Here is a 20,823-nt window from a genome sequence, read left to right on the forward strand (position 1 = left end):
CATTCTTGTCGAGTCGTTAAGTTCATCCCCTGCCAAGCAAAGAGTAGCTTGTACGATCACTCTGGAGCGAGGACTTCCAGATCGATTGCAGTAGACCCTTCGATTCGACCAGCTCAAACGTGGTAAGCCAAAAGAACTGTTTCGCTTTTTCCGGCGCTGGCAGTGTCGAGGCCGTGCGCCGTATGTTTTCGAGTCGGTCACTGCTCGAGGTCACGAGTAATGTCCTGAACCCTTTGAATTGGCCAACCGAAAAGTCACTGGCATACCGCTGGTATTTGCCGCTAAGCAAGTACTCCGAATAAAACGCCAGAGCCTTTGACAACCCCTTACTTGGATCGGAGATAACCTCTGTGCCTCTATCTATTTCCAAAAAGAACAACGCGTGTTTGCCGTCACGTTCAAGGGCAAAGACGCCGTCCGGAGTGTGGGCGACCTCTCGACGCTCGTGCGTAACATCGCAGATCACATCCCTGATGTACTTGGTCACGACACCTTTTTCGGATTTTTCGCCGTAGTAGTCAGGGATAAAACCGAGCAATCGGACATCGGACGCTTGGCAGGCCAGTGTGAGGGCGATTCGAAAATCGTTGATCCCGAGGAAGTGCCGCATGAAATAGTAGTCCCGGGGCTTCGCCTTCGTCTCTGACCACTTCAATTGATCGCGCTCAACGCCCAGCGCTTCGGCCACGGCCTGCAGTCCACGTAGCGATACCATGAAAATCGACTCATCGATGTTGGCAACCATGAAGGACGCCACATACCCGGCCGCCTTCAACACCCGCATGCGTCGGTAAGCAGTCTGCATCGATGGAAAGTGCAAACGCTGAAGCTGCGTAGTGGTAAGGAAGCGATGCTTATACAAGTCCACGAGTAGTTCGCTGTCGCGCTCGGTGAATTTGAAGCGCTTTGCCGTCATTTAGAACACCTCGTCTGGATCAAGGTCAGCAAGCGGGTCGGAGTCAGGCCCAGTTTGCCTTGGAGCGTCATCCTGCGTCTTTGGTGTTCGTGGGATGCCGTACGTCTGCCGCGAGTATTCGACCACTTCACGCGCCCGGTCGAAATCTGGTTCGACGTCGATTCTGGGAACCCACATCGGGAACGTGTTCTTGCCAATCCGACAGTATGCTTCGCCGACGCCAAGCTTTAGCAGTTCCTCCTTCGGCAGCGACTCAATTTCGAAGTCATACTGATTGATGAACTCCGGTCCGAGTCTGCCAGCATCCGCCTGGGCAACTTGAAAGCTTACGATAGTCGAGACATTGCCTAAGATCTCCCGATAGAGTTCCAAAGGTACTTGCCGCGTCTGTTGATGAGCGAGAATCAAGCCGAGCTTGTACTTGCGCGCCCGCGAGAGAATCTTCTTGTACGACTGCTGTGCGATACCGCAGAAATTTTGAAATTCGTCCAAGTAAAGGTAGTGCGACAGCCGCTTCCCTTTCGACGTATCGGCGCGGCTCATGGTCGCGGTTTGGTACTTGGCCACAATGAGCTGGCCGATCAGTTGGCTTGCAACCGTTCCCAGAATCCCATCTGACAAGTTGAATAAAAGTATCTTGCCCTCGTCCATCGCCCGCCGGATGTTGAGCAAACGCCTTGAAACCTCTTCCGGTTTCAACGAAGTTCGCATGGGTGGGCAAAGGCAGTTCCGCACGTACTTACCCCTGATGATCCGAGAAATCCGGTTGATAATAGGAAAGTGCGCGTCCTTGGGCAGCTGCGGATAGGTGTGTTCGAAGAACCGCTTGGTCTGTTCGTCGTCGGTGTTTCGAACAATTTCCTTCCGCAATGTATCGTCATGGCGGTCCAAGAGCGGCTCGAAGTCCATAAGGGTCGAACCCGGCCGCTCAGTCAGCGCATAAAGGCTGTGGCGAAGAATCTCGTCCATCCGAGGGCCGCCATCGCCGACTACCCGTTGAAGCACGGTAAAGGTCTCATCCACGTGGAGGTCGATGTCTTCACCCGGCTCCAAATACAGCGGATTCAGAACAACCGGAAACTCAAGGTCTTTCGGGTTGAAGTAGATGACATCCTCGACCCGGTCGTCAGGAATGAACGGGAGGACCTCCTCGGTGAGCATTTCCATCTCCGGGGCCAAAACCCCGATCCCGTTGCCCCGGGACAGGTCCTGGAGAATCAAATACCGGAGGAAATTCGTCTTGCCGTAGCCAGACTTTCCGACCACATACAGGTGTTTGTCCCGGTACTCGTCCGGAAGGATCACCGGAAGGCCGCTGCCGTGGCTTCCGAGCTCGATTCCGTCCACTGATAGCATCCGCCCCGAAATAAAGCCCTGGAGCTCCTCCGCGGTGGCTCCAGTGTCGATTTTCTGGGCCAGTTCGTCCCGGCTGACCACCGCTCGTGCCAGATAGCCGTAGAAGTTGGCGAAGTACCGAACGACCTCCTCGCACTCAGCGAGACGCTTCGATTCGGCCTCTTCGGCCAGACGGGCGTCTTTGCGCTTCTGTTCAGCTGCCTTACCCTGGTACCAAAGCACCAGTCCCCCGCCTATGGCAAAAATAAGAATGATGGCGAAAGCTTCCACGAAATCCCCAAAACCAGCCTGTTTAATCGACTGTATACTCCCTGTATATCGGCTGTTTTCCGGGACTTTATAGTCTGGTTACGGCAACCTGTTAGTGAAAAGACACTTGCCGAAAGGCCGGTAGCCCAACTCAATACCGCTTTCAGCGGTATTGACGCTCCCGCACCCAGCAGATGAGGATAAACCTCATCCGCCGGGCCCGTGCTCGCCCTTAGCTAGCTCAGGCTTCTGGTTCGCACACTGGTGGTTTACCTGGTGCGATCGGGAGCGTTCAAAAGGAATGGCGGGAAACGGACTGGTCAGCAGTACTTCCGTCCGATGAACAAGCTGCCAGACTTTCCCCAAGATATGCTCCGGTTGGTCAAGCCGAACTTGATCCTGCGTGGTTAGAAAAGCGATATCCGTTCGAGGGTACTTGGCCGTCAGGGCCTGGATGATTCCCAAGAGATTTTGGAGCCGCTGCTTTCCTGATGTGACCCAAAGGATCCGAAATGTCGGAATCCCAAGGTCGGCAAGATGCGGTCGCGAGTGCCAGAAGCTCAGATAAGCCTCCAATTTTATCCTGATTCGATTCAGGGGAGTCGTTGCCCGGTCGATTTCGAGCATGTAGAAGAAATCTTTGTCTTGGATACGGACGCTGAAAACTCCATCCGGCACAATCGGGACCTGCACTGGTTTCTGGCGGATTGTGACCGGAACGGTGACCTTCACTTCTCTATCGGGTTTCCAATATGCCAGCGAAAAGTCATCTCGGATTCGTTCTGCCAATTCCAAAGCCACGCGGAAATCGTTTATCTGAAGGGCATGCTTGCCTTGAGTCTCGGTGAGACTGCGAGTGGCTAACTTGGGGCCGAGCGGCTCTTGGTGAATGAGCGACTCACCCTTCCGGGATGGTCGATAGATGTACTGCGATGAACCTTCTCCGAGCCGTACCGGTCTGGTGAATCGCGCCACTAGTCCGTGACGGAACAATTGTAGAATTCGCTTGCGTGCCCGGTTCATGGATGGGTACAGCAGATACCTGATCTGTTCGGTGGACAGCAGGCGGTATTCCGAGAGCTTTTGCAGGAGCTGTTTGTCTCGGGCTGTTATCCGAATGGGTGATTTATTGGAGTCGGTTTTCGTCATGGAGTTTTAAGTAGGTTAGACCGCACGCGACGGCATCGAACATGTTTTGGTAGTAGCGTTCGCGCCAGCGACGGTTGGATTCCCGGTAGGCCTTTAACTCTGGGTACCGAGCGGATAGGACATGGGCCACTTGGCGCTTGGAGGCTCGCCCGTCGCACGTTACTTCCTTCTTGATGGTGTTAGGTGCGAATTCCCAGATGGGAACTTTTGCTGTACGGACGGCCTGCTTCAGCTTCTCAACTGCCCGTACGAGGTTCTGGTTTTGTGGCATGTTCGCAAAGGAGTTTTTCTCCAGCGCGAATATGTCGGGCCGTTTCTCTTCAAGGAGTCTTTCCACGATTGAGCAGAGAAACAACGTGCGCATTTTTGCATTACCCGGTCGGCGCAACGACTTTACGCCGTAGTCTATGAGCTCAATGCCGCTGAAATGCGCGACCCCGATCTCACGAAGCCCAGGGTCAATTGCCAGAATTGTTTGTTTGGTGGTCATAGTGTCGGATGAGGTAGATAAATAATGCGCGTCGTGATTTCTTGATTTGATGTTCTGGCAACGCGAGAGCCTCTCTGTATGCACGATAGACTAAGCTGTGATTGTGCGCTGCGCAGACTTGTCGGTAGAATGGGAGTCGGGCTGAATCGCCGAATGCGCGCGCGATCTCCAAAGCAAGGGCGTCAGCTTGAGTCTTGGGAATAAACATGTCCGGTGCTTTAGGTGTCATTGCGCTTGGTTAATGAGGATTGTCTCTTCGTAAACACGTCGTGCCGTATGGCGTTGAACAGATCGTAGAACAGAATCTCGACCGGGCACTGGATGATCGCTGAAAGCCGAAGTGCGTTCTCGAGGTTCGGTACCTTGCGCCCCTTCTCCCAGTGCGACAGATGCGACGGCGTCCTGAGTCCGGCCAGCTTTGCCACTTGGCGCAATTTCAGGTTGCGCCGTCTGCGGTAGCACCGGATTTGATTCGGGATTCTGTTTTTTGTCTTTGCTGGCATTGGGTATACAGAGGTTGATTACTTGGTATCGTGAATCGTAATCGGGTTGGGAAAACCGTTCAATTGCCGAAGTCGGCAACTTGATGTGTATATGAGGGAGGAAAAGCTTGAAGAAACGCTGATTCTATGGGTCTTCCGAACAAAAGCCGAACATCGAGTGCAAAAAAACACTCCTACCGCCTATGCACTCGGAGAATGGCCGTCACTTTCCCCTGAATTGTTGCGTTCTTCACGTAGATCGGTTTCATCTTGGCGTTGGCTGGCTGTAACCGGATGCGGCCGCGCTCGCGGTAGACGCGCTTAAGCGTGGCAGTGTTGTCGTCTAGTAACACAACCGCAATATCGCCATTGGTGACCGAAGCCTGTTGCCGTACGACTACAAGGTCGCCGTCAAGAATGTGATCTTCAATCATGCTGTCACCCTTTACTCGCAGACCGTAGGCGCCGGGCCTGGCTGCTTCTTTCGGTAGTGTCACAGGGTCTTCAGGGTTTTCAATGGCCTCAATTGGCGACCCAGCTGCGATAGTCCCAACAACGGGCACGCTGACAAGATTGCCCCTATCTATGACATCCTCAACCAAAGTAATTCCCCGAGCCGATCCACTAGAGTGAATCCATCCCTTTTTCTCAAGGGTCTGCAGGTGTTCGTGGACGGTCCCGACCGCTGATTTCGTGGACTTTGCCATATCTCGCACAGACGGCATAAACCCCCGCGCTTTCAGGTAGAAGCGAAGGGTATCCAAAACACGCTTTTGCTTAGGGGTAAGCGGCTGCTCCATAGATACGAATAGTGTACCGAACAATGCCCGAACGGACAAGGTCTGGTTATCCACAAGTATTGCCGGCAACGGCAGTTCTTTCAGACTTTTCAAGCAACTGTATTTAATCCTACGCTTACACCGTGGTTCGATTAGTGTACCACTTGTATTTCACACGTCTTTATGGCAAGATGATTCGATAACTCAAACTCCTATGCAAAGAGCAATAATCTATTGCAGGGTCTCGACTGAAGAACAGGCTCAAGATGGGCATCACTCGCTTGCCGCGCAGGAATTCCTTTGTCGTAAGACGGCAGTCGATCAAGGCTTCGAGGTTGCGGCCGTATTCAAGGACCCCGGTCGCACGGCGACAAACATGCACCGGCCCGGGCTGCAAGATGCGCTTGCTCGCTGTCAAGCAGACCACTCGATAAAGGCGGTATTCGTGCAGGACACTGACAGACTAGCCAGGAACACGCAAGACCACCTGACCATCCGGGCAGTCCTTAAGAAGGCGGGCGTCCAACTCATATCGGTTTCGCAGCCTATGCTTGAAGACAGCGCTGAGGGTCACATGATCGACACTATCATTGCAAGTGTGAATCAGTTTCAGTCAGATATAACGTCTCGGAAAACGATTAAAGGTCTTGAAGAAAAAGTCCGTGGTGGCGGGTGGCCGGCACTTGCGCCACTCGGATATCGCAATGTCGGCACCGGCCAGGACAAGCAGAACCGGGTAGTCGAGGTTGACGAATCGGTCGCTCCGCTTGTCAAACGCATGTTCGAGCTATATGCCACCGGCAACTACTCGGCCCACGAACTTGGGGAAGTTATGTTTGGTCTTGGCCTACGTTCCAGGAACCACAAGAAGCTTCAGATCAGCAAAGTTCTGACTATTCTGCAGAACCCTTTCTACATCGGTGTCGTGAAGTGGGGTGGGATTTCTGCCAAGGGCACGCATAACCCCATAATCAGCGAGGGGCTATATCGTGCGGTACAGGCAGTCATGAAGGGTCATGGTGGAAATCGGAGTAGGAGACGTCGGCATGACTTCCTGCTCCGTGGATACCTGTTTTGTGGGTTTTGTGGAAGGCGCATGATCGGCGAGAAACATCCGCTGAAAAAGGCGGCTTACTACCGCTGCCACAAGCGGGGAGGGTGTCAGCCCGCGGCCAGAACTGAGCTCGTTGAGAATGACGTGTCGGCGTTGTTTGATCTTCTCACGATCGACTCAGGATTGATCAATGAGACAACCGCCGCACTTTCTAAGCGATTGTGTGCAGACAGAAAGGCTTTCGTCGAAGTCCGTACCGCACTATGCAATCAGAAGACCGCTTTGGAATCTCGACTAACGCACATTGAGCGGAAGTGGCTTGATGGTGTACTCGATGATACCGACTTTACACGGCTGAAGACACAACTCAGGGCCGACCTCGACACTGTAGAACACCGTTTGGCCGATCACGATCTTCAAAATCGAGTGAATGTCGATGAAGTTAGGGAAGTCGTATCCTTCGCGGGCTCGATTGGATTCCACTACCAGCAAGCCCCGGAATATCTGAAGCGGCTCTTGCTCAAGCTCGCCTGGGAGCGATTCGACGTGCGAAACAATGAAATTGTCGAGGCTGTTCCAACGCCGGTTTTCCGAACTTTGACCGGATCAGGCTCTGGCTTAACTAACGCACAGAAGCCCGTCCTTTTGGAACGGGCTTCTGTGCAAAGGGGTGACCATCACCCCACTCAGGCCTCAATCGAACGAGTAGTTCGATTAAGAACCGAGTGGGGTCCCAACCGGATGCCTAATCGTCCAGAGAATCGCAGGAAAGTTGCCGGGAACGGCAACTATTGCCCCGCTCAAAGTCTGTTGGAGCTTATCAAGGACGCCGGGTATTTTCAACAGGTGTTGGCTCTGTTTCGAGAGATTCAGTCCGGGTTGGGCTATACATCGAAGGCTGGTGGCGGTCCTTTGAAGAGTGCTTCTCACGATACCAAACCCATTGGTAGATTATGTCGGCAAGTTGAGTCGCCGCGGCTTTGACGATGTCATGGTCCAGAATCCCGTTACCGGAACGGGGTAGTTCTTTGGCTTCGCTTTCATTCATGCCTCAAGCATGAGGCACAACGTTCATGTTAGGAAGGGAGGAAAAGTTGCCGAGATGTTCGTATTCGGCCTAGGATCAACTCAATGAATCCACCCATTTCCTGAACTCGTCATCTTGCCCATTATCTTTGGGGTCAAGTGACCTCAGACCATCCCGTATTTCGTTCTTAATTGATTGATCGGCCGATGAGTTATAGTAATTCTGGATATCGACGAAGTTCCTCGAGAAATCACCCTCGCTGAGTTTCATCTTCGTAAGTAATCTGAACGCTAACTTGATTGCGTTGACGTCATTAGATTTTACTACCAACTCATCCAGGCAGATATCGGCGAGTTTTTCCTTTTCCTGCTTGTTGAGTTGATCAACTGCATAGCAGATAAATTCTAGAGCGAACACCTGATACTTGCTGGCACTTGGCAAAGTATCGATCCAATCGAAAATCCCTTTCACGATACTGCGCGTATTCTTCTTCGTAAGAAAATCCGCCTTAGTTGCTGCATCATAGCCGATCTTCTGGTTATTTGAATCGGGCAATTTCAAATGCGTGAGCAGCTGGTCAGCGAACTGATCTATGAGCTCCGGCTTATCAGCGCAGCGCAATCCAATGCAAGCTTCGTAGCATCCCGGCTTCTGCGCCGCAGAGTACCCAGCTGCTACCGCTAAGAGTTGCGATACTATCTTCTCTCTATCGGGGATCTCGTACTTTAACGCTTTGAAGCGACGGAATGCTTCAGTCGGGTTAGATGCAAGAATCTTCAGTAGCCACTCGGTTTTCTTCTGATCGGTTAGGCCATCATAGAACACATTGAACATCTCAGGTTCGGCAACGCTTCGCTGCTCAAGCGGAGACGTGAATGGTCCAGCGTTCAGGAGCACCTGAACGCCGCCGACTTCAGTACCACAGGACCGAATCGCTTCTGGCGTAGCTGATGTACAGAATTGCTGGATGAAACTGGCGATTGAGGGTTTCTTGGCTTCCTCAACCATTGCGTGAAGATCGAACAACAAGGCAACAGCCTGGATTCGACGCGGCCAATCCGCAAACGTGTTGGCGTTAGTGATTATCGAATCTGTGAGTTGAGAAAGGGGTGTGTCCTTGGTTGCAAGAGAACCAAAGGTCGACAGCGCCTTTCGAATGGCAAAGAATATGACGTTTCTGTCTCTTTCAACTTCTGGTGAAAGCGGGATCGGGGCCTTCAAATTGAGAAGCTCGATGAATTTTGTAACGGACAGAGTGAAGTGCTTGGCATCAAACAAGCTCTTACTGAAGGAGAGAATCATTTGCCATCGCTCTGGTATCTGCAGCTCTCCGAGTTGTCCCTCTGACTTGGGGAGACCTGCAAGATCGCGGTCTGAAATTGACTGAATGAATGCCTCGACCAATGGCTTGGAAAAAGCGGCAGACTGCGCTTTGTCGGAGGCCATGAAAAGCCGGAGTGTTTTGACATCTGAGGCAAATTGGCTAGCAAGCACTTTTTGCACCCTAGCTTGTAGTTGATCGATTAATGTGGGTACTTCCGCAAAGAGTTCGAAAGCCTCGGCAATGAAGAGGGACTTCGTTTTTCGAAGATTCTCCTCAGGAGCGATAACTTCCAACCTTTGCACCCAGCGCTCTACAACTGACTGCTGAAACTGTGAATGATGTGAGAGCATGTTCGCATAGAGGTGTCTAGGCGAAATCGTATCGATGCGCTCTTGAAACTCCGCTGACGTGAGAGTTGAGTGAAATTGGGCGTAACAAGATTGGTTTAGCGTTATTTTCCGGTCAGTGAGTATTTGAAGCAATCCGTTCAAAAAGTGCGCTTTCCCTGTGGGGTTGGTTATATTCTCAAAGTGGGTCTTTATGGCGTAGCTCAAAGCCTCTATATCATTGCCGAGCTGGTCCATCCCTTGCGCTTGCTCCTTGGCCTTGGCGATCTCGTTGTCCTCCAGCATTTCGAAAAGCCGGTCAATTCCTGGAAACTTCTTTTCCTGGTCTGAACGCCTTAACGCGTAGTATGTCCGAAGATTTGTCATTCGCACTTCGGATTTAACTTCACTCACAAACGCAAGAAACTGCTTCGCCGTATTTTCGTCTATTCCAACAGAATTCAGAGATTCTAGCTGATGTTCTTCAAGTGAGGTTGCCTTCAGATTCCTGAGTTCTGCCATGACATTCGGGTATAGGTGATTCAATAGAAGATAGAGGCAGATTTCTAAGCGATTCTTCTTTGCAAATTCTGGCTCAAAATCTTTGCCCTCTCCTTCTCGCTCACGAATCAACAGGAAGTTCGATACTAGGATATTGACAAACTGAATAATTTGTCTAGGATTGTCGCGAAACGCTTTGGTTACAAGCCACGCGATGCCTTCATCGTTTAAGTCATCGATGCCAGTGGACTTCAAACAGGATCGAGCGTAGGATTCCAATTCGCTGGAAATAAATTCGGGGATCCAGAGTACTGTATTGAAGAATTTCCGCAAGAATTCATCCGGGTCAAAGGCGCGGCTAGCCATGGCTGAGGTCCCAGCTGAGTTCTTGCCATAAACAGCAGTAATGTGTGCGCGAATGGCTTTATCGTCGCAGGGGATCAAGAACACAATCCCTTTGTTGGGTAACGTTAGATCCTTCGGTTCGAGAAACGTCTTAATGGTCGTAAGAGTTTCAAGTGCCTTCTCATGGGTGACTCGATCAAGGTTGTCAAAGATAATGAGCGTACGACTGGACTTGGATGCGACAATTATGCGTGCAAACTCGTCCTCAAATTCGTGAGGGTCTTGCAGTTTCTCGTTCGAGAACGTAGTTGTCTCGGTTCCTAAAATTTGAGTGAAGAGATTCAATAGCCAAACAATCAAGCCCCCACCAAAGATTGTGCCGATTGCGCTCGCTACGATGCCGGGTAAGCCCAGTTTCGTACCCACGATTCCGACTGCAGCTAGGACAACAAAAAGAACGATAGAGACGATAACTAACTGAGCCGTCTTTTCCTTGTTCAGTCGAAGCCGACCTTCATGATTGCGGTTTACACTGTGTTCGAGGCGGTCATTAAGCTGAAAATTGGTCTCCAGTGGGTTTCCCGGAGCTGACCTTAGCTGGCGCACTAGCTCTTTCAGAAACGATCTCCGCAGCGAGTCGCCTTCATGCTTCCAAACGTCGAAAAGGACAACGGGAATCGAACGATTTTTCAGATTGGCGGCAATCATGTTTGCGATAGTGCTTTTTCCTGACCCCCATTTGCCGAACAGACCTATAGTGAAGGGCGTTGGACAATTCTCCACCACTTGGACTAGGGTTGCAGCAATGTCGCAGTGCCCGAATAGCCCCCGTCCACCGGATTCGACACCTTGGAGAGGTTGGTCCTTAAGAAGTTGAAACGATTTCTGAGTAGAAGTATCCCGCATATGTCCTCAAAGTTAATTGATCAATCAGTGCTTCTTATCCTTCGGCGGGTTGGGATCGTTGGCTGGTGCAACGGTGTCGCTGTCGCGAATCGGACCCGAGGGCTTGTGAATCCGCACTTCTCCACCTCCGCTGTTAGCTGCAAACTGTTTCGCCATTTTCTCTGCCACTGATTGCGTGTCAGCGGTCGCGCTGGCTCGGTCTGCGCCCTCGCGCTTGACCTTCCATTGGCCAGACGCCTTGTTCTTAGTCACGTGATAGTTGGACATTGACTTGTGCCTCATAGTTTAAGTGTTGAATTATCGATTACCCTTTGCACGACGCCCAGCACTTGGAAATCTTCAGTCAGGATAATGGGCTTGTGCTTCGGATTTGATGAACGTGGTTTCAAGATGACGGCCTGCGGCTGGCGGTGGAACTCCTTGATCGTGGCCTCGCCGTCGATCAGGGCCACGACAATGTCGCCATTGCTGGCGGTCTGCTGTTGCCGAACCAGGACAAGATTCGAGTCGTGGATTCCCGCTTTGTTCATTGAGTCGCCGGTGGCTCGCAGAAGGAAGTAGCGGTGGGGCCGTTTCGCCAGTTGAACCGACACCGGAATCATTGCATCAATATTCTCCTCAGCCAGAACCGGAGCGCCGCATGGCGCGGAACCGACAAGGGGGACGTTGACCGTCTGTGTATGTGATTCGGTCTCCCGTAAGTCCTTTAGAAGGCGAATCTGGCCGCGGCCATTGCGGATAATGAACCCTTTGGACTCGAGTTTTTCGAGGATGTAGGCCGCCGCCCTAGGGGACTGATACTTCAACTGCTTCTGGAGATCTCTGACCGAGGGGGCCTGCCCCCCGTGAACGATTTGGTTTCTAAGGAACCGGAGAGCCTCCAGCTCCTTGTCTGTCAGGACGTGGGTATCCATAATATGCCGGTATTGTATAAGAGCGTATAAGAACTGTCAAGTAGAAAAGACCACCTACCCACTCTTTCCGGCTTCAACCCTGCAAATGACTTAGGAACGATTCAACTGCGGTGGCAAATTCAGGGTGGGCCGATTTAATAGCTGGCCAATCGTTCTCACCCAACACCGATAGGAGATGACGCCAATTCTCCGAACTCTGCTTTGTGGTTCCAAGCGCAGATTCTAGAGTGTCTGGGAAAGCGTGATGTCTTACTTGGGATTTCTCAATGACAGATACGATCTTCTGCGCATCAGCAGCGGAACATTGGTTGTTCCTATCAGTATCGAATATGACAAAGTAGTCAATCCTGAGTGCTTTGCACAACTTGATGTAGTCAGGAATCTGGGTTTTGCTATCGCAGTCAATAACGGATATGCTTCTTGCGTCAAATTCAATCCCCTTCTTCTCTAGCGCTACGAGAAACACCGCCTGATCATCCTGGCCTTCTGTGAGTAACGCATGACTAGAAAACAATAGTTCTTCGTTACCTTTGCGTTTGATTTTTTGCTTCATCTTATCGAAGTCAAGATTCTCGCTTGCGCCAACCTGAAATGCATGCGTGCAGATCGACGACTTTGTCAGCCGAATAATAGACTTGTAATCATTTATATCTACGAACTCCTCCGAGTGGGTAGCTAAGATGACGGTATTACCGCGGTTGGCGAGCTTCTTCAATGTCCGATGACAGTAGCGGCGAAGATGTGGATGTAGGTAAATCTCGGGTTCCTCAATGATGTAGATTGCTTGATCTCGGTTTGTCATCTGAGCGAGAGTGCTTAATGCTGCCAGACGAAAAAGGCTTAAGTACCCCTTTCCTAGCTTAGAAACTTCTATAGGCTGCAACTGAGACGATTCTTTGATCTCCAGTCTAGTGATGGTGTCAAATATCTCGTCATGAGAAGGTAGTCCGAGACTCAATTTTGTAGCCTTCGGATCGTTTAAGCCCAAATACTGACTGATATTTTGCGCCAAAGCCTCTTCTATTTCGTTCAATTTCGACGTTCTTAGAACATCTACCAACCGTTCTGCCGCCCGTTTGTAAGCTTCCTTTGAGGATATTGACTTCTCCTGGTCGCCGTCTTTGTACCGGTACATGCTTGCATCACTTTGAAAGTCATCTCTGTACAATTGAAATAGTCGACCCAGTGGCCCAAACCCGGATACCTTGAAAAAAGACTCGAGGTGCTCAATGTCTAGGAAGAAGATCTGGCCGACTTTCGACAAGTAGGCTTTTGCAGGAATAGGTTTGCGTTGGTTATCAATATCTTCGTCTTCATCGTTTTTTTTCTGCTTGTAGATGTGATCACTGTCCATGAGGGGCATTTCAGTCTTGCCCTTTGCGTTGCGACCGAAGCAGTAATGATCAACATGAATTCGCCCCTTTTCCTGTCCTGACGCATACGACTTTGCTTCCAAGAAAAAGCCGTCGATGAAGCACTTTTGTTGGTAGACGTTGCGGATTTCTATAGGAGTCGCAAGCGTAAGCTTAATTTGAATTGTCTTTGACTGGTCTTGATCGTGAAAGTCAGTGACTTGAATATCATAATTATAGAACTTGCCGCTACGGACCCCAATCACTAAAGCAAGGGCATCCAGCACATTGCTCTTGCCGGCATTATTCGCGCCAATCAAAGCAAACAGACCAGTTTGATCCGCGAATTCTATGGCAATCCCTGGGTCGCCCATGGATCGGAAGTTTGTAATTTCGAGTTTCAATATGGCCATAGGAGTTGAATATCACTCTATAAATTGACTGGGCCCTGCTGTTCACCTGGATACGGCCCGATTGAAGTGCCTTCGTCTATCAGGTCCTGAATGGTGCCCTCTGGCTTCTTGGGCAACGCATACGCGCTATGTAAATACGACAAGGACGTGCCGGTCGCAACGGCGTTTATGTAATGACCGTCAATGTCCTTGTTCATGGTCAAGCGCCAACTGTGCCCTGACTGATCCGTGAAGTAAAACTTAACTTCTTTGTTGAAATGAAAGTCGGAGGGGTTGTGTCTGTGGTCGGTGTATTCGAAGACCAAGTAAGTTGTACCTGTCGGCGTGACCTCTCCGATGCGTCCCTGGCTCCAGACAGTAGCGACTATCAACTGGCAATTGTAAGCGCTTCGCGTTCTCTGCTGTCGTTCATCCTGCAGAAATGCCGGCGCATTGTCATTCTCATAATATCGATAACGCCCGTGTTGAACAGTCGCCGCGGCTGAACTGAAGAAAGTGGTATTGCCAAACGGACGAGGGTGATTTGCCATGACTACACCTTCCGAGTGCTAGAATCAGGATCAGGCTCGATTGGACTTGCTGCCCTCCTCCAGCCCGCTCTTATCATGTCAGCGAGAACAATGTATGAGATGTAAGGGCGATTGTGCCTCAATGTCGAGGAATACTTGTAATCGGCAACGAAGTCGTCAAAAACGGACCACAATCCGCTCGGGAGGGTACTTCGAGCTTGTTGGAGTTTGGGCGATTCATTCAAACTCATCTGGGATACCCTTCTTCTATAAAGACGCGTCAGTCTTTAACTCTTCCGGTTTGATTCCGTAAATCGCGAAAATCTGAGTGTCAATCTGTTTACGCAGAGCTGCAACCTCCGGAATCTCGGCCGATTCGGAACATCGGGACTTTAAGATCAAGTGTTGTAGGTCACGAACCATTTGAGTTACTTTGTCATGGTCCGCTTGTTGGGGCTTTTTTATTGGAACAGACTTTAGGAAAGAGATCGGGTACTTTAGTGAGCCTTTAGGAATTCTGGCGGAGTAGAACTTTTTCCTGTGAAACCAGTTAACAAGGGATGAGTTGAGCACCGCCGTCAAGTATTCGATGGAGATGTTCTTCTTTGGGTATGGTCTGACCGCGTGAACAGCGACTAGAATGCCAAAACCTTCTCTGTCGATACTCGCAGTTAATTTCTTTGCAACCCCCCTAACGATAATCTTCTCACAACCAAACAATTTCTTCGTCTCTTGGCTCAAAGGAACTGAGTCGACATCCAAGTAAGGATTAGTGAATTTCTTCTTAAAGAGATTTATGGGCTTTCCAAAAAGGAAATTGTACGGTTCCACGTGACTATTAGTAACAATGCGAATATAGCCAGGCCGCTCTCCTTCCCTGATGAACTTGGACATAGCCCAATACTCGAAACCCATTATACCAGTTCTTACATCCGCCAACTCAACCAACTCTTCACAACCCATGAGGAGCCGCGACAACACCGGGGCTACATCGTCACTTATGTGAATCTCAAATGCATTAGACTTACCACGAGTCAATGAATCTTGCTGGACCTCTGTAAACTTGATTCTATCGAGAATCGCCAAATCATCTTCACCAAGTAGTGCGATCTTGACGCAGTGCTCCGGCATTGGCAGTGACTTCTGAACCACGGTGACAATCGGTGACACAAGTACATTCTCGAAGACTTTCCTGCAATCAGCAAGATCGATTAGCTTCAAGATCGTAGTGTCTGTCTTTAGCAGGTCCCTCAATTTGGAGCCATAATCTGCGATGACGTATTTATTCGAAGTGATGAAGCAAAGAGTTCCGTTTTGCTTCATAAGGTCTAGCGCTCGTTTGAAGAAGAGGATGTAAATATCAAAAGAACCGTGAGCAATCGGGTAAACAGACCTGTATAAAGTTAGCAACTCCTTCATTTCGTGCGAGTTCACATACGGCGGATTGGCTATCACAATGTCAAAACCATCCTTTTCGTCGAACACTTCCATGAAGTTTAGTTTCCATAGAAAGAACGGACGCACCCCTTTGGGATCGTGTATTGTTTTTAGCAAGTCATTCAAAGCTCCTTCTTTGGCGAGCTTTCCTGCCCACTGTTCCCAGTGCTTTTCGCGGTCCCCCTTCTTGAGAAGCTCCCTTTCTCGTTCCTTCGCCTTCCGCAAGGTCTTGACACGCTGCAACTCCTCATTGACTGCCCGACGCACAAACCAGTCAATGAGATCGTTGATACGACTCCGGAGGGTAGCTTTCGATTTGTCATCGCTTGTCGAGAAGTACTCCCGCTTCTGCCACCTCAATTGATCTTTCTTTTGTACCTGGTCCTTGTCGTCAAAGAGAGTTTCGTGGCCGTCGCCATTCAAGCCTTCGTAGAAACGAACTCCTTCGAATTGCTCCAGAAGACTGTTCCCCTGCATTATCTTGTAATCCAAGTTTGGTAGCGGCTCGATATCCTCAAGATCATAATCTACTACAAGTGACAGCCACAGTCGTAGCTTTGCAATATCGACCGCGCCGGGATCAATATCGACGCCGTAAATGCAATCTTGAATGGCGGTTTTTTTCATGCGGTAATCAGTTAACCTTGGGCGAAGGCTCTGCCGTGCCCGCACGATCTCTTGGAGCATACCGACAAGGAATGCACCGGAACCGCAAGCAGGATCCAGCACTCGAATTTCGGCCAGCAACTTGTCAATGCGTTCCCTATTGTCGCGGATATCTGGTGCCAGTTCGTCGACAGACAGCACCGGATTGCGTATAAAGCCGCGAATGGTCTCATATTCAAGCGCTGATCCGTCGACCAGGTAACTTATGAGACTCTCCTGGCACATGTAGTGAACGATTTCTCGGGGTGTGTAATAAGTGCCATGTCCCTTTCGAAGATTTTCCGCCAACAAATTCTCGAATACTTTACCGAGCATCTCTGGGTCAACGGCTACTTCGCGCTCGAGAGGCTCGTCCTCTTTAACTGTGAAGTTGAAGCGATCAAAGACCTCGAGGATATCTCCAAATATGCCGTTCTCGAGATGAATGGTAGTTCTTTCCCAATCATAGTCCGGCTCAAACAGCCCGCCGTTCAAAAACGGAATCTTGGATTCGAAGTGTTGCGAATAGTTTCGGTCAGCCTGCCGGCTGCGAGGGTTATTTAGCGTGTCGTAGAAAAGGATCTCCAAGTAGTCATTGTAAAAGTTTTCATTCTTCTCGACACATCGACTGAACAGGGTACGTAAGAAGCCCCTGTCACCATCCCCCCAAGTCTTGCCTTTGGGAACCCCGAGCCAGCCCTTCTTTTGAAGAAAATAGAGGAATACAATTTGTCCTAGTAGCTTCTTGGCAAAGTTCTCTATATCGAGGTTGTTTCGCGTGGCCACTATTACAAAGCCCTTGTTCTTATTCAGGCTAGCCGACAGCTTGTCGAACAGGTTTCGATACTGCTTGAAGAATTCCTTAGTGACAGGGTCAACCGCGAACGCATTCTCCAAATCTGTCAGCTTGGGCTCTCCATTGGCAAGAATTGGTAGAAGTCTGCTTTGTGCCGTGTGGCTGTTCTCATTGGCTCCGACAAGGAAAGAGTACCGCTTCGCTGGTGACAGCTCCTCTACAACCTTGTTCCGGTCAGCATCGTATTTGTAGGCCATTCGGACAAACGAGAAGCGCCAATCTTGATCACCTGGAGATACAAACGCTACTAGAGCTGCATCTTTAGGCTGTCCACTTTTGAGGTACTTGGCGACGAAATTCCTCTGGGCGGATCGAGCGCGCTCGATACTCCTATCCGCATTCAGGTTGACTATCAGTATGTCAATCTTGTTTCCCTCAACATCTTTGTACTTGCCGAATCTATCGTAGGAGTTTATGTATCGCCTAAACTCAGGGAATATCTCTTGTGATTCTAGTGGCTTTGCGAAAGATGCCGGTTCCAGACCTACCAGCAAATTGCCAATAAATCTCGCAAATTGGTCCCGGCTGAACGGTTGTTCAAATGTGTCTCGTATGATCTTTTGTGCCGCTTCTCGCTGCATATCAGTCCCCAATTAGATATTCGGAAAGGATGACTTCTCGAGGTCCACTAACTTTGGCCGACGATTCGGCCAAGTGGCTTTCGAGGAATTCAGCCGGTATATTCTTCTGAAGTACTGCAAGCATCTTGAGCGGATTGACTCCCTGTTTTACCATGGAAGTCATCTCCTTCAAGGCTGTCTTGGCTGTCTGCCGGGGCAATCCGCCTTCTTCAAGCTGGATGATCACCTTGCGAACATACTCCTCTTGCTCATCCGTGAACTGGCGGTAGTCCTTTACCGCTTTCAGCATCTTGAGCAACTGCGTAGCGGTATCTCTGCCGCCCTTGAGCTTGGTATCAGGCATGTCGTCTGTGGTCGCAAAGGTGAATGCCTCTTTGTTCTTATCCAACAATTCGTAGAAGTCAGAACCCAGCTTTTCGCGCTTCACGGACGAGGTGACTTCGAGTGTAGCTGCAGCCGCTATGAAGTCCAGTTCAACAGGACCGCCTTGACCCGCTAGGTAGAATTTCTGAATCCTGCCCTTGCGGAAGTATGTAAGCAGGTGATTCCGTTTGTCTGAATCATGCCTGGCTGTCCGCGCCTTCTTGGGGAGCCGTTTGATCTGCTCGAACAGGTCCGGATCGTTGTCCCGGATATCACGAATGAGTTGGAGGTATTTGAGCCCGCTGTCTTCTTCACCGTCTTCTCCGGTGATTGTCTTTCGGGATACCAGTCGATCAAATAGCTCGTGGTGTTCAATGGCCTCTCCGTCTGTCAGCAAGCGAGCATCCGCTCCCAAGAGAGTAATGAATGCCTGAATCTTTGCTTCGGCGGCTTCTTTGAGCTTGATCTGGTCATTCGATTGCTTCGTCGGGAAGAAGTTGAACGTGTATATCTTGTCAAACTTTGTGTCTACGCGGTTAATGCGGCCAACACGCTGCATAAGCCGGGTCGGATTCCATGGGATATCGTAGTTGATGACGACATTAGCCTGGTGCAGGTTTACACCCTCTGAAAGCACTTCAGTCGCCACCAAAATGCGGTACTCGTTCTTCGGATGTCGGGCTTTTGCATCGAAATTCTGAATCACTTTCTCTCGGATGTTCGCACTTGATGAACCAGTATAGTTGAGCACGTGGTGACCAAGCTTTTCCGTAAGGTGCTTTGACAGATAATCCGCAGTCTCCTTTGATTCCGTAAAGACGATAAGCTTGCTGTCCTTGAGCACCTTTCGACTGGTGAGCATATCCAAGAACTTGAGCAATTTCGGATCACGTTGCACCGATTGCCAGAGGTCGCGGATCTTTATGAGTAGGGCAAGGTCGTTTTCGAGGTCCTGACGAAATTCTTTCTTGAATCCTTTGGCCTCGTACTTCTCTGCCTTGCCTTCTTCTATCAATTCCAGAACGCTCTCTTCGTCGCCCGAGCCTAGAAGGTCGAATATCTTGTTCGCGTAGTCTTTGCTGATGTAGACCGCGCCTTTGTCATAATGCTCCAGGAAGAGTTCATACGACGCAATGAAACGGTTAATCGTGTTGCGAAATGCGAAGAAGCTACTCTCCAGGCGCTTCACCAAGAGAATCTTCATGAATCGGCCGAGGTTTTGTTGGGCTAGTCGCTCCGGTTGTTCGATCTCTCCTTTGTAATACAAGAGAGGCATGTATCGGGCATATTTGAACTTCAATGCAATCAGCTTGATTGTCTCGCTGAAGACCCTGTCTTCATTGTCATCGAGCTCATAGTAGGCAGGCTCAGGATCGACAACCTCTGGAAAGCGAAGTCCCTGTTTCTTGAGATCGTCCGGGAAAAAAGACTCAATTTCCCTGCGCGTTCTTCGTACCATCAAGTACTTGAGTACTTTGTCACGGATTTCCCGCGCGTTTTCCTTGGTAACTTGTATAAACTTTTCGAGATCACGCTGGCGATCCAGACCCTTCAATTTCCCTTCGAGCTTTGCAAACAACTTTTCCAAGTCCGCCGTGCCTGGGATCGTACTCTTCCGGGAATTCTGGAAGAGCTTGATCTGGCTCAATATGTCCTTCGGCGAATTGTTGAACGGCGTGGCAGTTACTAGAATGACCCGCTTGCCGCGGCAGACCTGCGCCAGCTTTTCGTAAGTGATGTTGGTTTCAGTGCGGAACCGGTGCGCTTCGTCGACAATAATGTTCTCATAGAATTCGGTGCCGTGTTTGATGATCGAATCGAGTTTGCCCAGTGATTCAAATTTCGCATATACCCTGAAGTCCCTAAACACGTTTGGCCAAGACCCTGGGTTTTCTTCATCAAGCAATACTGGCGGCGCAAGAACGAGCGTACGGCCATCTAACTGATTAGCAAGCATCGCGGCCATGTATGTCTTCCCAAGCCCCACAACATCCGAAATAAACACACCGCCGTATTCATCAAGAATTTTCTTCGCGTTTAGTACCGCCTGTTCCTGGTATTCCAAGCGTTTGAACTCGACGGGAACATACTTGAAGAATACTTCTTCGGATCGAGATATTTCGTCCTTGTAGTATTCATAGAGGAATTTCAAATACAGTTGGTAGGGTGTAATCGTGTCATTGAGCCAGGTCTTGGTTTGAATCGTCTCTATGTACTTGTCACTGACGTCAACTGCATCGGCCCAGAGTCTGTCGAATTGATCTTTCGCAAATGCGTAGTCGGATGGATTCTTCAATTCGACGTTGAATTCCAGATTATCAACAAGCCCAGCGTGCGTGAAGTTGCTGGAACCTGTTATGACGCGACCTACATCCCGATCGTCTTCTTGAAATGTCATGATATAGAGCTTAGCGTGGATGTTGGCGGAAGGGTAAGCACGAATCTCCAACTTGCCACTTCGCAGCCACTCAAGGAATTTGTGAACGCCGGCTTCAACCTCTCGTTTGTCCTGCGAATTGCCCAACTCTTCCGTGACAGCTTTCCCGAATTCATCTTGAGTCTCGGCATGTGAAAGCGGTAACGACTCTTGCTCAGCCCGGTCGATGAGCTCTTTTGTGTCTCGCCCCGTACCGATGCCTATGAGTATTCGAATCTTCTCCGTCTTCTCGAGAGACTTATAGAGCGCATAGAAACCGCTGGTGAAGAAATATCCCACCAAAACGTCGAAAAGCCGTGTGTCCTTAATGAGTACTCGGAATCGGTCAAGTAGACGCCGGGCTTCTTCGTTGGTGATGAATGTAAGATCTGTTGCTGGTTTATTGGTCATAGTTTTGAAGTGGTTAGCTCGT

At 50.0% G+C, this 20,823-nt stretch carries 14 protein-coding genes; 1 reads left to right on the forward strand and 13 read right to left on the reverse strand.

Annotated features, from left to right (window positions below):
• Nucleotides 1–22 precede the first annotated feature (22 nt).
• The 6 genes from IT585_04645 to lexA (IT585_04670) form a co-directional block, all read right to left on the reverse strand.
• Nucleotides 23–916 (reverse strand): replication-relaxation family protein, encoded by an 894-nt coding sequence (locus IT585_04645; GenBank protein ID MCC6962521.1) that lies wholly within the window; start codon nucleotides 914–916, stop codon nucleotides 23–25.
• Entirely contained in the window at nucleotides 917–2,542 is a 1,626-nt protein-coding gene (locus IT585_04650) for a TraM recognition domain-containing protein (GenBank protein ID MCC6962522.1), read from the reverse strand. It abuts the gene before it with no gap.
• Nucleotides 2,543–2,728: 186 nt separating this feature from the next.
• On the reverse strand, nucleotides 2,729–3,670 hold the full coding sequence (locus IT585_04655) for a replication-relaxation family protein (GenBank protein MCC6962523.1): 942 nt from the start codon (nucleotides 3,668–3,670) through the stop codon (nucleotides 2,729–2,731).
• On the reverse strand, nucleotides 3,648–4,160 hold the full coding sequence (locus IT585_04660) for a crossover junction endodeoxyribonuclease RuvC (protein MCC6962524.1): 513 nt from the start codon (nucleotides 4,158–4,160) through the stop codon (nucleotides 3,648–3,650). Before IT585_04660 ends, IT585_04655 begins: the two co-directional genes overlap by 23 nt.
• Before the next feature lie 218 nt (nucleotides 4,161–4,378).
• Nucleotides 4,379–4,585 (reverse strand): helix-turn-helix transcriptional regulator, encoded by a 207-nt coding sequence (locus IT585_04665; protein ID MCC6962525.1) that lies wholly within the window; start codon nucleotides 4,583–4,585, stop codon nucleotides 4,379–4,381.
• Between the two features lie 251 nt (nucleotides 4,586–4,836).
• Nucleotides 4,837–5,535 carry a transcriptional repressor LexA gene (gene lexA / locus IT585_04670; GenBank protein MCC6962526.1) on the reverse strand — a complete coding sequence of 233 codons (699 nt, stop codon included), beginning with the start codon at nucleotides 5,533–5,535 and terminating at the stop codon, nucleotides 4,837–4,839.
• A gap of 100 nt (nucleotides 5,536–5,635) precedes the next feature.
• On the opposite strand from lexA (IT585_04670), the gene IT585_04675 reads away from it, so the two are divergent.
• Nucleotides 5,636–7,459: a recombinase family protein gene (locus IT585_04675; protein MCC6962527.1), complete on the forward strand. Its 1,824-nt coding sequence runs from the start codon at nucleotides 5,636–5,638 to the stop codon at nucleotides 7,457–7,459.
• A gap of 139 nt (nucleotides 7,460–7,598) precedes the next feature.
• On the opposite strand, the gene IT585_04680 is transcribed toward IT585_04675, so the two are convergent.
• The 7 genes from IT585_04680 to IT585_04710 form a co-directional block, all read right to left on the reverse strand.
• Nucleotides 7,599–10,904 (reverse strand): hypothetical protein, encoded by a 3,306-nt coding sequence (locus IT585_04680; protein ID MCC6962528.1) that lies wholly within the window; start codon nucleotides 10,902–10,904, stop codon nucleotides 7,599–7,601.
• A gap of 24 nt (nucleotides 10,905–10,928) precedes the next feature.
• Nucleotides 10,929–11,171 (reverse strand): DUF2188 domain-containing protein, encoded by a 243-nt coding sequence (locus IT585_04685; protein MCC6962529.1) that lies wholly within the window; start codon nucleotides 11,169–11,171, stop codon nucleotides 10,929–10,931.
• 11 nt (nucleotides 11,172–11,182) lie between these two features.
• A complete protein-coding gene (lexA, locus tag IT585_04690) occupies nucleotides 11,183–11,818 on the reverse strand; it encodes a repressor LexA (protein MCC6962530.1) in 636 nt (211 codons plus the stop codon).
• Nucleotides 11,819–11,891: 73 nt separating this feature from the next.
• Entirely contained in the window at nucleotides 11,892–13,583 is a 1,692-nt protein-coding gene (locus tag IT585_04695; GenBank protein MCC6962531.1) for an AAA family ATPase, read from the reverse strand.
• 17 nt (nucleotides 13,584–13,600) lie between these two features.
• Nucleotides 13,601–14,113 (reverse strand): hypothetical protein, encoded by a 513-nt coding sequence (locus IT585_04700; protein MCC6962532.1) that lies wholly within the window; start codon nucleotides 14,111–14,113, stop codon nucleotides 13,601–13,603.
• 246 nt (nucleotides 14,114–14,359) lie between these two features.
• Nucleotides 14,360–17,524: an Eco57I restriction-modification methylase domain-containing protein gene (locus tag IT585_04705; GenBank protein MCC6962533.1), complete on the reverse strand. Its 3,165-nt coding sequence runs from the start codon at nucleotides 17,522–17,524 to the stop codon at nucleotides 14,360–14,362.
• An 88-nt stretch (nucleotides 17,525–17,612) separates the two neighbouring features.
• Complete coding sequence (locus tag IT585_04710; GenBank protein MCC6962534.1) at nucleotides 17,613–20,801, reverse strand: helicase; 3,189 nt, start codon at nucleotides 20,799–20,801, stop codon at nucleotides 17,613–17,615.
• Nucleotides 20,802–20,823 lie beyond the last annotated feature (22 nt).

It is taken from the genome of Candidatus Zixiibacteriota bacterium (assembly GCA_020853795.1).
Taxonomy (GTDB): domain Bacteria; phylum Zixibacteria; class MSB-5A5; order CAIYYT01; family CAIYYT01; genus JADJGC01.